Origin of the sequence: Calothrix sp. 336/3 (assembly GCF_000734895.2) — a bacterium.
Classification (GTDB): Bacteria; Cyanobacteriota; Cyanobacteriia; order Cyanobacteriales; family Nostocaceae; genus 336-3.
Genome location: NZ_CP011382.1, coordinates 2,980,588 through 2,994,589, shown reverse-complemented (window position 1 = coordinate 2,994,589; position 14,002 = coordinate 2,980,588). Strand labels below are relative to the sequence as shown.

Sequence of the window (14,002 nt, the reverse complement as noted above, 5' to 3'; positions counted from 1 at the left end):
TATTTCGTAATTTTATTAAGCACAAAGAAATTCAGTAGTATCAGCATTTTCACTGCTAATCATCGACTACTGGCTCTTAACTATTAATTAACCAACACAAGTATTAATTAATTCCTCTACCCCTGCCACGGTAAATATTCGGGTTTTCAATTGCCGAGCAACTTCCTCAATACTTATATCATCTAAAAATATTGATTCGCCATATTTCAGCATTACACTTGGCAAAATAATGCCATCTCCGAATTCTTGCCCCTGCAATTTTAATAATAAATCATGGGCGGTCAATAAACCTGTAACACTGATAGATTGTCCCCAATAATCACTGGATAGAGCAGACATATTTACTTGTAATCCCTCGACAGCATTCAATCTGTTGAGGATGGGTTGAAATGCTGTTTCCACTGCGTTTCCTACCACCCAGGTAAATTGTCGGGGAGTCACTTTTGCTGGGAGTAATCTTTGTGCAGCATCGGCAAATTGTTTGAGGAATAAGCGAATAGAACCGACTCCGTTATCAATTTGAGGATAATCAGCATATTCTTTTTCTGTAGGTAATTCTATTTGGGCAATCAGAAACCATTCATCGGCTAACCAAACACAATTTGTGCCCGTTTTTTGAGAAAATTCCTGTTGTAGCGATCGCACCTGTTGAATTACTTCCTTGGCTTTTTCTGAGGTGACGGGGATTAATTCATCTTCAGTAGGACGAAATTTGGTTAACCCCACAGGAACCACAGCAACGGAAGCAACCGCAGGAACATCACCCCGGTGGAATGACGCTAAATCACGGATAGTTTGTTCCAAATGTTTGCCATCATTGATACCGGGACAGACGACAATTTGTGCGTGAATTTGCAGTCTGCGTTGCTGAAACCACTTGATTTGCTCGATGATTTGAGCAGCACGGGGATTTTTTAATAATCTCACTCTCACATCGGGTTCCGTAGCATGAACAGAAACATAGAGGGGAGATAAACGCATCTGTTCAATCCGTTGCCATTCCCGTTCCGGTAAATTGGTGAGGGTGAGATAGGAACCGTAGAGAAAGCTGAGACGATAATCGTCATCTTTGTAATATAAACTGGAACGCTTGCCGGGGGGTTGTTGGTCAATAAAACAAAAGGGGCAGCGATTGTTACACTGAATTAAGTTATCAAATAACGCCGTCTCAAATTCTAAGCCTAAATCATCATCGTAATCCTTTTCGATTTCCACTTGATGGGTTTTACCCTTGGTATCAATTACCTCTAGTTCCAGAAATTCATCTGCGCAGAGAAATTGATAATCGATTAAATCACGGGGACGAGTACCGTTAATTGTGATAATTGCGTCCCCGACTTCAAAACCAATCTCCGCAGCGATAGAGTCGGGTAATACTTTAGTAATGCGAGCTGGATTGATAGTACTCATTGGTGGGAAAAAGGGGAAGGGGGAAAGGAAAAATAGGAGAAAGGGAAAAGGGTTTTTTACCCATCACCCATTACCTAGTTACCTATTAACTATTTTTCAACATTCCGGCAGCGATCGCGCTTAAAATTGCTGTCCCAAATGCTAATCTGTACCATACGAAGACCCAATTGCTTTGGGTTTTGAGGAATCGCAGTAAACCCGCGATCGCTATGTAAGAAAATATTCCGGCTGAAACTACTCCCACAACCAAAGGCAGAATTTCTCCTGAGGTGATATTTCCTAAGACATCTTTTAATTCCACTAACCCCGCAAGGGTAATTGCCGGAATTCCCAATAAAAAGGAGAATCTGGCAGCAGTTTCTCGTTTTAACCCCATAAATAAACCTGCGGTGAGAGTAGAACCAGAACGGGAAACACCGGGAACTAAAGCCATTGATTGTGCTAGACCCATCAATATACCATCTGTCATTGTCAGTTTATTAAAATCCCGTTGCCGTTTACCGAGAATTTCTGCTAACCCCAGTAACAAAGACATGACAATGGAAGCAATGGCGATCGCACCAATACTACGGATGGGAGAATTATCAAAATCAGGAATAAATTTTTTAATTAACAGTCCAAAAAATACAATGGGAAGAGTCCCTAAAATAATCCCTAAACCTAAGCGACGATTAAAATTACGTTCTTCTAAATCTTCTCCCATCGCACCCTTGACTATACCTGTCAAATCTCCCCAAAAGTACCAAATCACTGCCACAATACTCCCGAGTTGAATAATGGCAGTAAAAGCCACCCCTGGATCACCCCAACCCAAAATCACAGGAATGACTTTCAGGTGCGCTGTACTACTGATTGGTAAAAACTCCGTTGCACCTTGAATAAAACCCAACACCAGAGCTTGGAAAATATTCATTTGCTGTACCCCTTGTGTCACCGTAGGTGCTTGACTCCAAGCAGTATGGGGATATCCAACAATGACTGCTGTCACCGCAGTTAAGAGTACGTACAAGAATCGTTTTGATAAAATCATCTGACCTAACAGCAAATACGTAATTGTAGTGAATTATCCACCTTTACGTCCGTCGAGTACATTTTTCCGGGAGCAGAGAGTCATACTAATGGGAAGCAATAATGGCAAAATCCCATGGCAGCAGCCCGTCTCACTATGCGAAACCATTATGATGTAAACTGCGTCTGGGATAGCAGTGACCATTGACCAGCAGTGAATTCAGGAAAATCTACCTGCTGTATTTTTTTACCTTGCTGGTTGCAGCTTGAGCTGAAGATTCCAGATTGTTTTATGGCTGATCTGGACTAACTTGTATAGATAATTAAAATACGAAGGGAAACTCGCAGGCAAAATGACTATGAAATCCTTTTATCACTTAAAATCCTTACAGAAATTGCCCTGGGGTATGGGTTGGATGTTACCGATGGCAATTTTTGCCGCGATCGCCACTCCCACCCAATTACAACCCGCTACAGCCCAAAATGCCGCACCTAATCGTCCCCTGACTATCCGCTCTGATGTCCAAGAATATGATGCTAAAACCCAGGTAGTCACAGCTAGGGGAAATGTCCAGTTATCTTACCCCTCTCGACAAATCCAAGCCACAGCTGCTCAAGCTCAATACTTTAGCAAAGAACGGCGGATAATTCTCAGTGGTGATGTTTATATCCTCCAACAGGGTGGTAACAGCATTCGCGGTGAAAGGGTAACATACTTAATTGATGAAGGACGTTTTGTTGCCTTACCTCGCTCTAATCGTCAAGTTGAGTCTATTTATATCGTTAACGATAGTAGTACAAATACCTCAATTACATCCCCTGCACCAAAAACACCAAATTTGAAAAATAGATAATGGGTGATGGGTGATGGGTAATGGGTGATGGGAAAACCTCCAGCATATTTTTGATATCAGGTACTCAGATACTGGCAATTTGCTGTGTTGCTTCTCCTGCTTCCTCCTTAACCCTTCTCCCTTTCTCCCTCTCCCACAATCCTTGTTGCAATGAAAAAAATCTTCCTGGACAATATCCACAAATCCTACGGTAAGCGCGTAATTGTCAATCGCGTACAACTTTCTGTTGCTCAAGGTGAAATTGTCGGTTTGTTGGGACCTAATGGTGCAGGAAAGACAACTACTTTTTATATTGCTACAGGTTTAGAAAAACCAGACAAGGGGAAAGTTTGGCTAGATAGTCAGGATATCACAGGGCTCGCGATGCATAAACGGGCACGTTTGGGTATTGGATATTTAGCTCAGGAAGCAAGTGTTTTTAGGCAGTTGACAGTTAGGGATAATATCTTACTGGTATTTGAACAAACTAGTGTGCCGCGATGGGAATGGTCAGTCAGATTAGATACGTTATTACGGGAATTTCGCCTAGAATCCGTTGCCAATAGTAAAGGGATTCAGCTTTCTGGGGGAGAACGTCGTCGGACTGAGTTAGCTAGAGCATTAGCAGCAGGAAAGGAAGGACCAAAATTTTTATTGTTAGATGAACCCTTTGCAGGGGTTGACCCGATCGCGGTTGCAGAAATTCAGCATATTGTTGCTCAATTGCGCGATCGCCACATGGGAATTTTAATCACTGATCACAATGTCCGCGAAACCTTAGCGATTACTGACCGTGCTTATATTATGCGTGAGGGTCAAATCCTTGCCTCCGGTACAGCCGAACAACTGTACAATAACCCTTTAGTACGACAATACTATCTAGGAGACAATTTTCAGGTTTAAATGACCAAAGTCAAGTCTTTTTACACACTGCGATCGCTCTTGCCTTTTTCCATTATGGATCGCTATTTAATTAGCGAATTACTGCCACCATTTTTATTTGGTGTTGGTGCTTTCGCTTCTCTGGTACTAGCGATTGATAGTCTCTTTGAATTAATGCGAAAACTGGTAGAGACAGGACTACCAATTACTATTGCATTTAAGGTAATTGCCCTGAAATTACCTAATTTTGTCGTGCTTTCTTTTCCCATGTCAACCCTCCTGGCAACCTTGATGACTTACAGTCGTTTGTCTAGTGAAAGCGAACTGATTGCTCTGCGAGGTTGTGGTGTGAGTGTCTACCGCATGGTAATGACAGCGGTGATGCTGAGTTTTCTGATTACTGGTATAACTTTTATTTTTAATGAGCAAATTGTTCCTGCGGCTAATTATGAAGCAACTGCAACCCTAGAACGTGCCTTAAAATCGGATAAACCTACATTTAAAAGGGAGAATATTGTTTATCCGGAATATCGTGATATTCAGCAACCAGATGGAACGAAAGAAAAGATTCTCACCCGTTTATTTTATGCAGATAAATTTAATGGGAAACAGATGACAGGATTGACAATTATTGACCGTTCCCAATCAGGATTAAGTCAAATTGTCGTCTCGGAATCTGGAGAATGGAATGCTAGTCAAAACGTTTGGGATTTTTATAACGGTACTATTTATTTAGTCGCTCCTGACCGTTCCTATCGCAATATTCTCCGTTTTCAACATCAACAATTACGTCTCCCCCGTACACCTTTAAATGTTGCCCAAAATAGTCGTGACTATGAGGAAATGAATATTGCTCAAGCGATGGAACAGTTAGAATTAGAACGTTTGAGCGGTAATGCACAAAAAATCCGTAAGCTGAAAGTCCGTATTCAACAAAAGATTGCCTTACCCTTTGCTTGCGTTGTTTGTGGTTTGGTGGGAGCAACCGTAGGAACGGTACCCCAACGTACAGGGAGAGGTGCAAGTTTCGGGATTAGCCTCCTAGTTATTTTCACTTACTATGTCTTGCTACGTGTTACACGAGAGCTAGGAGATGCGGGGATGCTTCCTTCTTACCTAGCAGCATGGTTGCCGAATATTATTGGTTTAACAATTGGCTTATTTTTGCTAGTAAGAGTAGCGAGAAGATAGAAAATTTTGTCTCAGGGTAATTCCGTATACATAATTTATATACTTAATTTAACCTGTAAATTTTTTATCAATCTTTATCTGATAGCTAATGACTTGTATCTGGTTAATGGTTAGGATAAGAACAAGCTTTTCCTGCTTATGTTGTTATTCTTACCTATATCTATGTCACAGCATCAACCTGCTAATTTTTGGCGTTCTTTGCAAGCTAAGTTATGGATTTTAGCACAACCTAGTGTGTGGGGAACAGCAATTTTCCTCCTTGTCTTGGGATTGATAATTCGAGAATATTGGCAAAATCCTGGTTTTTTATTCAGTCAACCAGAAACTACCGAAAAGAAAACTCAAGCAACAGATAAGACAAACGCAACAGATAAGAATTTATCGGAAGAAGAGAAGGCGATCGCCGCAGATATTGATAATTTATCTATCCTGAAGTTCGACTCTGAGCAAGCAGAGTTGGAAAATACTACAAATAAACCTTCAGAGAAAGCAAAAAAGCAGGATGACAGTCAAACCCTACTAGACGAAGCGAAAAAACAACAGGCAAAAAGTACTACAGAAGCACCGACAATTACAGATAATTCTAGTTTAAAAAGCAATAATCCCTTTGTTTCTGAAGCTGAAAATTTGTTGAAAATGAATAGCTATTCTGGAAGTAATAAATTTTCCGGTTTTAATGCTTTTAATCCTAACTCTAGCTCATCTACAACAACGTCGGCAAAGTCAGACAATTCTAATTTTGATTTTCTTGGTAGAACTAATTCTACAGAATCTCGTTCATCCATCCCCAATCTTTCACCTAACAACTCATATTCGACAAATTTTAGTAATTCGACTAACCCCTACTCCAGCAATTTTAATAATCTGAATAATCCATATTCCACAAACTTTAATAACCAAACAACTTCTCGTAACTCCAGTATCATCAATCAAACTCAACAATCTAACTTCAATACTAGCAATAATCCCCAGGTGAGTAATAGTGCAAACTCAACTTACAATTCTCCAACTAGTACGAATAACTATAATCAACCCGTTAATAATCCTAACTACACTTCCACTTCCCCAAATAACCCCTATTTACCCCAACCAACTAACCTGAATACAACCCCACAGACAACACCCCCCAATACCCAATCAACAATTCCTAGCACCTATCCTGCAACATCCACACCGATTAATCCTTAGGAAAATTCCACAAGGCAATTTTTATCTTTCCTAAAACTCCACAATCACTGGTGTGTGATCACTGGGTTTTTCTAATTTCCTGGGTGCGACATCAATTACACAGCTACTTGCCTGATTGTATAGGTCTGGTGTCAGGTAATGATGGTCGATTCGCCAACCTCGATTACGACGAAATCCACCCGTACGATAATCCCACCAGCTAAAATTGCCACCTTCACTGTTGAATTTACGGAAAGCATCAGCAAAACCTAGGGTGAGGATATATTGAAGTGCTTGACGTTCCAGTGGGGATGCCATGATGTGGTTTTCAATTTTGACATTTTCGTGAATATCAATATCTTCTAGGGCAATATTAAAGTCACCGCACATACAAATGTGAGGAGTAGAAACCAGTAAAGTTTCTAGATATTGGCGTAGGATTTTCAGCCACTGTAATTTAAATGCGTATTTGTCACTATCGACTGATGAGCCATTGGGTACATACAGATTCAGAATGCGAGTACCATCTATCACACCTGTAATTACACGTTTTTGCTCATCCCACTCTGGGGGTAAATCTGTTAAAAAACTACTGAAGCCAACAGAAACATTATCTAAGGGCTTGCGACTAATTAGGGCAACTCCATTGTAGGATTTTTGACCGGATATATAAAGATGGTAGCCGAGTTCTTCTAGGGGCGATCGCGGAAAATCTCCATCCACGACTTTAGTTTCTTGCAAACACAAAACATCAACTGGATTTTGCTGCAACCAATCTGTAACGTGTTCTAAGCGAGAACGAATGGAGTTGACGTTCCAAGTAGCAATTTTCATTTCTAGAGGTCAATGGTCGGTTTAAATGGCTATTTGCCCTGAATTGTATTGTATGCACATAAAAGGCATTATTTTCCACCGACTATGCTTGGTCACAGAAACCAGTCTTTCCATAAAATCCAAGCTTTAGTCTTTTTCATGACTAAAATATTACTTTTCTATGATCCCCCAGATAGATGGTCATTTTTTTATATTGTCTATATATTAGAAATATAGTCTAGATAACCGAAGTTTATAAAGAAAATGTTAAAAAAATAATAAACGACAAAATAATGTGCTTTGAAAGTTAATTTAATTAAATATCTGGGAAGTAAAGACTCGAAAAAATGATGGTGCATTCTTCCAAAGCATTATCCATAAGTGTTTTGAGAGACTTAATTAACAGGCGATCGCCATCCAAAGAGTTACTAAATTTCGAGAAAATTGAATTAGCTTTAATTCCAGATAACCGAACAACCTGTTAGCATCGGTCTTATCTTATGTACTTTGGGCATTAGCGCGATCGCTGACATTAAAAATAGCTTGGTGAAGATTTGTAAGTACGGTTAACCGAAATTGCCATCTAGGTAATTAGTCAGGTTAATTTAATTCTGACGAGGGTAAATAGAAATTCTCTAAACCCAAATCAAGTCCATCCAATTCTGGACTGTTCTATCTGCTGAACCAAAACAATTTATGAAAATCGCTCAAGTAGCCCCTTTATGGGAACGAGTTCCCCCTCCCACATACGGAGGAATTGAACTGGTGGTAAGTCACTTGACTGATGAATTAGTTCGTCGAGGTCATGATGTCACTTTGTTTGCCTCTGGTGATTCACAAACTTTGGCAAAATTAGAGGCAGTATACCCACGCGCATTACGCTTAGACCCGGATGTGAAAGAGTACAGCGTTTATGAAATGCTAGAACTCAGCCAAGTCTATCAGCGAGCAAGTGAATTCGATATCATCCATTCCCATGTAGGAATTTCGGCATTATCTCTAGCGAGTTTAGTTTCAGTACCGACAGTTCATACTTTACATGGTCGGTTTACCGCAGATAACAAAAATGCCTTTCTTCACCACCATAAGCAACCCTACGTCAGCATCAGTGACTCCCAAAGAACCGTAAATCTCAACTATGTGAACACAGTTTACAACGGTATCGAAGTTGCAGACTATCCTTTTGTGAGTCATCCCCAGCAACCCCCTTACTTAGCATTTCTAGGACGCTTTTCCCCAGAGAAAGGACCTCACCACGCGATCGCTATAGCCAAAAAAACTGGCTGGCAATTGAAAATGGCAGGTAAGGTTGACACTGTAGACGCTAAATTCTTTGAACAAGAAATTGCTCCTCACATTGATGGCAAGCAAATTCACTACCTCGGTGAAGTGAACCACAGCGAAAAAGCTCAGCTTCTGGGGAATGCATCAGTCACCCTTTTCCCCATCACCTGGGAAGAACCCTTTGGTTTAGTCATGATTGAATCCATGGCAACAGGTACACCCGTACTAGCCACGGCGATGGGTTCCGTTCCCGAAGTAGTTGCCCAGGGAATTTCTGGTTATATTTGCAACGATTACGCGCAAATGGCAGAAATGATATCCGCAGCACTGAAGTTAAATCGCCAAAACTGTCGCCAACATGTAGAAAACAACTTTAGTGTCACCCAAATGGTGAATGGCTATGTTGGGGTTTATGAACAAATTATCCAAGAACGTATGAATGCCAATGGGCGAATTCATGCCGCCAAAATCCAAATTTAATTGATTGCTTTAGGCGGTATTGGGCTGAGTCATAACTAAATCATTTTTGGCTTCAGTCCAATATCTATAAATATCACCTTTTTTTCAGGAGGACGGGAAGATGAGTATGAGAGTTAATAATTGTCCCTGTTGCGGTAGTACCCTCCTATTACGTCATGTGCGTCACGGTCAAATTTATTGGTTATGCCAATCTTGTCGTCAAGAAGTACAGCCACTAATTGCGACTCGTTTAGCCACTGTAGAAACTATTTATCGCCCAGCAATGGCTCAATCAAACAGTGATTCTTGAGATGTCAATATTGTCTGAATTATTCATAGCCAGTTAAAAAGAATATGCTGACAACAACACCTGGAAACACTAGAACAGCATTGCAAATGTTAGCTGGCAGACTTTTACCGTCATGATAGCTGAAATTGGTTGGGAGCAGAACTCCCAATCACCTATAAAAATAGAATTTTAAAGAATTTTAGAAATTATAGAGTATTTATCGGTTTACGACCATAGATAAAAAAGTAAGTTCCTTCATTCCAAATTCCCTGTTCTGTAACTAATTTCTCTATCTTTTTATCAAACTCAGCTTGCATTGGCGCTAATTTTTGGCTGGGAATTTGTGACAACGGATAAAATGATGTTTCTGATGATGGATAAATAAGCTGCCATACTTGCTTTGCCTGTTCTAGAGTTGTATATTTACCATATTGTTCAGTATCAATTTTCAATAATTCCAACCCAGTTTCTGCCAGCAAGTCTTGGATTAATGGCTTTGTATTAATAGAATTAATCCGGTTCAATTGAATATTATTCTTATCAAGAATTTCTTGAAACACTACATCGGCAGTAAAAGCTGTTGCCGTGGGTGTGTTCATACCGATAATACCGCCGGGTTTCAGCAATTTATACCAGAGGGCAAGAGTTCCTTGTTTATTTGCCATCCAAGGAAAAGCATTAGAGCATAAAATCCTGTCAAAACTGTTATCAGGAAAATCGAGAAATTCCGCATCAGCTATGATTAACTCTATATTTTTGACTCCCATCTCTGAGATTTTTGCACTTGCTTTTTCCATCATTCCTGGGGAAATATCTACCCCAACAACCTTGCCAGTAGAACCAACAATCTCAGACACTTGAATTGCTAATTGACCTGTTCCTGTAGCGATATCTAAAACAGTTTGTCCCACTTCTATTTGTGCATCTACAATCAGACGCTGAGTGATGGTTGTATGCCATGGACTATCGTCGTAGTTGTGACTTCTGCGATTATAAATATCTGCAATTTGTTGCTTATAGGGATTTAAATTCAATTTTTCACCTCTCATATTTCTCACAAAATTTTAACAACAATATTGTGATACTAGGGTGATGAATTATTCCAATGATTCCATCCACTGAATACATTTTATTAGCTGTTGTTTCATTGTTTCTCTATCGGCATGATATCGCCTACCATGACCAGGTAAAACCCACTCAAAATTATAATTTAGTAGGGTTTTCATAGATTTAATTTGTTCCGAGAAAGAATACCAACAAAAATCACGAAAAGCTATTAATTGCTGTTGACTATTAGACCAGGCAAGATGATCACCAGTAAACAGAAACTTATTTTTATATAGTAAAACACTATGTCCTCGACTGTGACCAGGGACAGGAATAATTAAACTATCAGGTGTTAGGGAAAAATTCTCTTTGCCAGATAATTTAATTTCCACAGTTTGGGTATTTGTGGATATATCATCTTGATGTAAGATTCTCTGACAATGGAAATGTTCAGCAAATTTCTGATGATCGGCAATATCATCCCTATGGGTAAGATACATATATTTCACTCCCCCTAGTTTTTCTAAGCGCTGCACCAAGGGAGGTGTAAACCGGGGAGAATCAACTAAAATATTACCTTCTTGGAGAAAATAACTCGCTGCGGCGTAGGATTTTTCTGAATGATAGCCACAGTGATAAACATCATTTTCTATTGGTATAGGGAAAGTTTCCTGGGCATTTTTAATATCTTGGGGTTTGGATAGGGTACCAATAGAAGCTGTGGGGCATGATAATAATGCTTGCAGTGCAGCTAATCTTTCTTGGGTATTATCTGGTTGATGGTAGACTGCCGATTGTTCGTCAATTTGCGTAAAGATTTGGGGTGCCATCCACCGACAGGTATCACAATCAATACAGGAAGAATCGACATAGAAATCGCCTTCTATGTTGTGTGAGCGACGCAAATTCACATTAGCCATAGGTTTTATTGGGTAATGGGGAATAGGTAATAGGTAATTACCATCAAATCATTGCCTCTACAACATGAATTACTCTTTCATCACGGTTGAGTTGGAGTACTTTTTCACCTGTACCATCTCGCCCCAAGGCAGTGATAGTATCTGCACCTAAGCGGATAATGCGTTGATTATTGGTGATTAATGCCACTTCTTTGCCCGGTGTGACTGTTAACATTCCGGCAAGGGAATCGGATTTATCTGTAAATTTACAACTTTGGATACCGATATCGCCACGTTTACCAAGGCGTAAACTGTTAACTGGCAAGCGTTTCGCGTATCCTAGCTGAGTAAATATTAATACGTCATTATCCTTAGCAACGGTTATACAACCAGCGATCGCCTCATTGACTCGCAGACGTAGTGCTTGTAAACCCATGGCAGCTCGCCCCATTATAGGCAGGTTTTCATCATCTATTTTAAACCGCAGTAGACGACCACCTGAACCGGCGATGACTACCTGTTCTCCTGCTGCACAGAATTCTGCTAATAACAACTCATCGTCATCCTTGAGCTTGAGGATAGTAATCCCACGGCGACTAAAATTAGTCAACTCCGTCATAGATAAACGCTTGATTCTTCCCTGTTTGGTGACTAAGAGCATTTCTGCGGTTTCGGGATTTTCTGGCAAGACAAATCGTCGAATTACCCCTTCTGTCGCTGCTTGAGCGGTATTAGTTAGCAGGGTAATTAAGGGTGTTCCCCTAGGTACTCTACCTGTGGTGGGGGAAATTTCTCCCACTCCGATGGGGTAAACCTTGCCACCATTTGTGAGAATCAGTAAATCTTTCTCTGTATCTGTACCTGTGGTTTGGATGAGAAAATCGTTTTCCGCAATACCGTTATCAGTTTTGCTTTTCTTGCCATTAAGGGGGAAGCGGCGCACGTAGCCACGATAGGTAAACTCTAAAACTACATCTTCCGCAGGAACTTCAGGTTTGGCATACAAGCTTTTAGATTTGCTGTCGCCGTCTTCTTCTCTTTTTCCCTTGGATTCTTCCGTGACGGTATTTTTCAGTTCTTGGACGAGCTTGGTGCGGCGTTCATCTCCATACTTTCGTTTGAGAGTTCGCAGGTCTTTTTTTAAAGCCTTCAGTAATTCCCGACGGTCATCTAGTAGGTTATGTAACGTGGCGATTCGCTCTTGTAATTCCTGATTTTCCTGTTGGAGATTCTGAACTTCTAAACTAGTGAGACGACGTAAAGGCATCGCCAGAATTGCATCAGCTTGTACTTCTGTTAAATCGAGGCGACTTTGGAGGCTAACTTTTGCTGTACTACCATCGGCAGCATGGCGTAAAATTTCGATGACATCATCAAGATTTATTAAGGCTTGGAGTAATCCTTGCACGAGATGGAGACGGCTTTCTGCCTTACCTAATTCGTAGCTGTAGCGACGGTTCAGGGTGTGTTCTCGGAATTTGAGAAACTCCAGTAATAATTGTCGTAGGCTTAATTGTCGCGGCTGTCCATCGACAAGGGCAAGGAGAATCGCCCCAAAGTTGGTTTGTAGGGCTGTTTGGTGATAGAGGTGTTGGAGAACTTCCTGGGGGTTGGTATCGCGCTTGAGTTCAATAACTACTCGCATCCCTTCGCGATCGCTCTCATCGCGCAAATCGGAAATACCCTGTAAGCGTCCTTGATTGACTAATTCGGCAACTTTTTCAATCCAACCAGCCTTATTCACTTGGTAGGGTAATTCCGTAATAATAATCGCTGTACGGCGCTTACTGCCACGAGTCGCAGGTACTTCTTCCACCTGGGCAACACCCCGCAGCACAATGCTTCCCCTACCCGTGGTGTAAGCTTCCCGAATCCCGGCATTGCCGACAAGCTCTCCCCCCGTGGGAAAATCTGGGGCAGGAATTAACTCAAATAATTTTGCATCAGATAATTCTGGATTATCAATTAGGGCAATTAACCCATCGACAATTTCCCCTAGGTTATGGGGAGGGATATTGGTTGCCATTCCCACGGCAATTCCCGCGCAACCGTTAAGTAATAAAAAGGGTAACTGAGCTGGTAGAACCGTGGGTTCCTGCTGGGAATTATCGAAGTTTCCGATAAATTCCACCGTTTCTTCACCAATTTCTGCCAACATCCCCTCATGGCTGACGGAAGCAAGACGTGTCTCTGTATAGCGCATCGCCGCCGGGGGGTCATTATCCACACTCCCAAAGTTGCCATGTCCTGCCAACAGGGGATAACGACTAGAAAATACCTGTACTAAGCGCACCAAGGCATCATACACTGCCTGGTCTCCATGGGGATGGTATTTACCAAGGACATCACCCACCACACGAGCACATTTCCGATAGGGGCGATCGGGGGTTAAACCCAGTTCATGCATGGCATAAAGAATCCTCCTATGGACTGGTTTTAAGCCATCACGCACATCTGGTAATGCCCGCCCAACGATGACACTCATGGCATACTCTAGGTATGACCTTTGCATTTCCGTATGCAAGGCTGTGGGAATGACCTGTCCCGTAGAGAGAAGGTTTAACTGTTTTGCCATGAGTTTTTTCCCTGAAAATGAACTACGCCAATTTTGTTGTCAATAAACACTGTTGCAACCACAGCATAACGGATATAACGCCCTTGATGACAAAATATTGATGGTCATGGGAGCTTACAGATATAGGATTGTCCTTGATAATTAG

General features: G+C 41.1%; 13 protein-coding genes. 7 read left to right on the top strand and 6 right to left on the bottom strand.

The features are described 5' to 3' along the window. Positions 1-87: 87 nt before the first annotated feature. Together IJ00_RS12650 and IJ00_RS12645 are read right to left on the bottom strand one after the other, a co-directional pair. Entirely contained in the window at positions 88-1,410 is a 1,323-nt protein-coding gene (locus tag IJ00_RS12650; RefSeq protein WP_035153581.1) for a TIGR03279 family radical SAM protein, read from the bottom strand. 85 nt (positions 1,411-1,495) lie between these two features. After that, positions 1,496-2,440, bottom strand: a complete 945-nt coding sequence (locus IJ00_RS12645; protein ID WP_035153579.1) for an undecaprenyl-diphosphate phosphatase — start codon at positions 2,438-2,440, stop codon at positions 1,496-1,498. Between the two features lie 337 nt (positions 2,441-2,777). Between IJ00_RS12645 and IJ00_RS12640 the strand changes: the two genes are divergently transcribed. The 4 genes from IJ00_RS12640 (at position 2,778) to IJ00_RS27125 (ending at position 6,512) form a co-directional block, all read left to right on the top strand. Then, a complete protein-coding gene (locus IJ00_RS12640) occupies positions 2,778-3,272 on the top strand; it encodes an LptA/OstA family protein (protein WP_035153577.1) in 495 nt (164 codons plus the stop codon). A gap of 150 nt (positions 3,273-3,422) precedes the next feature. Next, a complete protein-coding gene (gene lptB / locus IJ00_RS12635) occupies positions 3,423-4,154 on the top strand; it encodes an LPS export ABC transporter ATP-binding protein (protein WP_035153575.1) in 732 nt (243 codons plus the stop codon). A 54-nt stretch (positions 4,155-4,208) separates the two neighbouring features. Beyond that, positions 4,209-5,324, top strand: coding sequence for an LptF/LptG family permease (locus tag IJ00_RS12630; protein ID WP_035158969.1), 1,116 nt, complete (start codon positions 4,209-4,211; stop codon positions 5,322-5,324). A 162-nt stretch (positions 5,325-5,486) separates the two neighbouring features. Then, positions 5,487-6,512 carry a hypothetical protein gene (locus tag IJ00_RS27125; protein ID WP_052754454.1) on the top strand — a complete coding sequence of 342 codons (1,026 nt, stop codon included), beginning with the start codon at positions 5,487-5,489 and terminating at the stop codon, positions 6,510-6,512. 30 nt (positions 6,513-6,542) lie between these two features. On the opposite strand, the gene xth is transcribed toward IJ00_RS27125, so the two are convergent. After that, positions 6,543-7,325 carry an exodeoxyribonuclease III gene (gene xth / locus IJ00_RS12620; protein ID WP_035153573.1) on the bottom strand — a complete coding sequence of 261 codons (783 nt, stop codon included), beginning with the start codon at positions 7,323-7,325 and terminating at the stop codon, positions 6,543-6,545. Positions 7,326-7,651: 326 nt separating this feature from the next. Between xth and IJ00_RS29000 the strand changes: the two genes are divergently transcribed. The 3 genes from IJ00_RS29000 to IJ00_RS12610 all read left to right on the top strand — a co-directional run bounded on the left by IJ00_RS29000 (position 7,652) and on the right by IJ00_RS12610 (position 9,357). Continuing rightward, on the top strand, positions 7,652-7,789 hold the full coding sequence (locus IJ00_RS29000) for a hypothetical protein (protein WP_168163468.1): 138 nt from the start codon (positions 7,652-7,654) through the stop codon (positions 7,787-7,789). Positions 7,790-8,000: 211 nt separating this feature from the next. Beyond that, complete coding sequence (locus IJ00_RS12615) at positions 8,001-9,068, top strand: glycosyltransferase family 4 protein (RefSeq protein WP_035153572.1); 1,068 nt, start codon at positions 8,001-8,003, stop codon at positions 9,066-9,068. A 100-nt stretch (positions 9,069-9,168) separates the two neighbouring features. After that, positions 9,169-9,357, top strand: coding sequence for a hypothetical protein (locus IJ00_RS12610; RefSeq protein WP_035153570.1), 189 nt, complete (start codon positions 9,169-9,171; stop codon positions 9,355-9,357). Positions 9,358-9,542: 185 nt separating this feature from the next. On the opposite strand, the gene IJ00_RS12605 is transcribed toward IJ00_RS12610, so the two are convergent. Genes IJ00_RS12605 through gyrA form a run of 3 tightly spaced genes read right to left on the bottom strand, consistent with a single transcriptional unit; the run spans position 9,543 to position 13,857 of the window. Next, a complete protein-coding gene (locus IJ00_RS12605) occupies positions 9,543-10,385 on the bottom strand; it encodes a class I SAM-dependent methyltransferase (RefSeq protein ID WP_035153569.1) in 843 nt (280 codons plus the stop codon). Positions 10,386-10,433: 48 nt separating this feature from the next. Beyond that, positions 10,434-11,303 (bottom strand): MBL fold metallo-hydrolase, encoded by an 870-nt coding sequence (locus IJ00_RS12600; protein ID WP_035153568.1) that lies wholly within the window; start codon positions 11,301-11,303, stop codon positions 10,434-10,436. 43 nt (positions 11,304-11,346) lie between these two features. Then, a complete protein-coding gene (gyrA, locus tag IJ00_RS12595) occupies positions 11,347-13,857 on the bottom strand; it encodes a DNA gyrase subunit A (protein ID WP_035153567.1) in 2,511 nt (836 codons plus the stop codon). Positions 13,858-14,002: the final 145 nt, after the last annotated feature.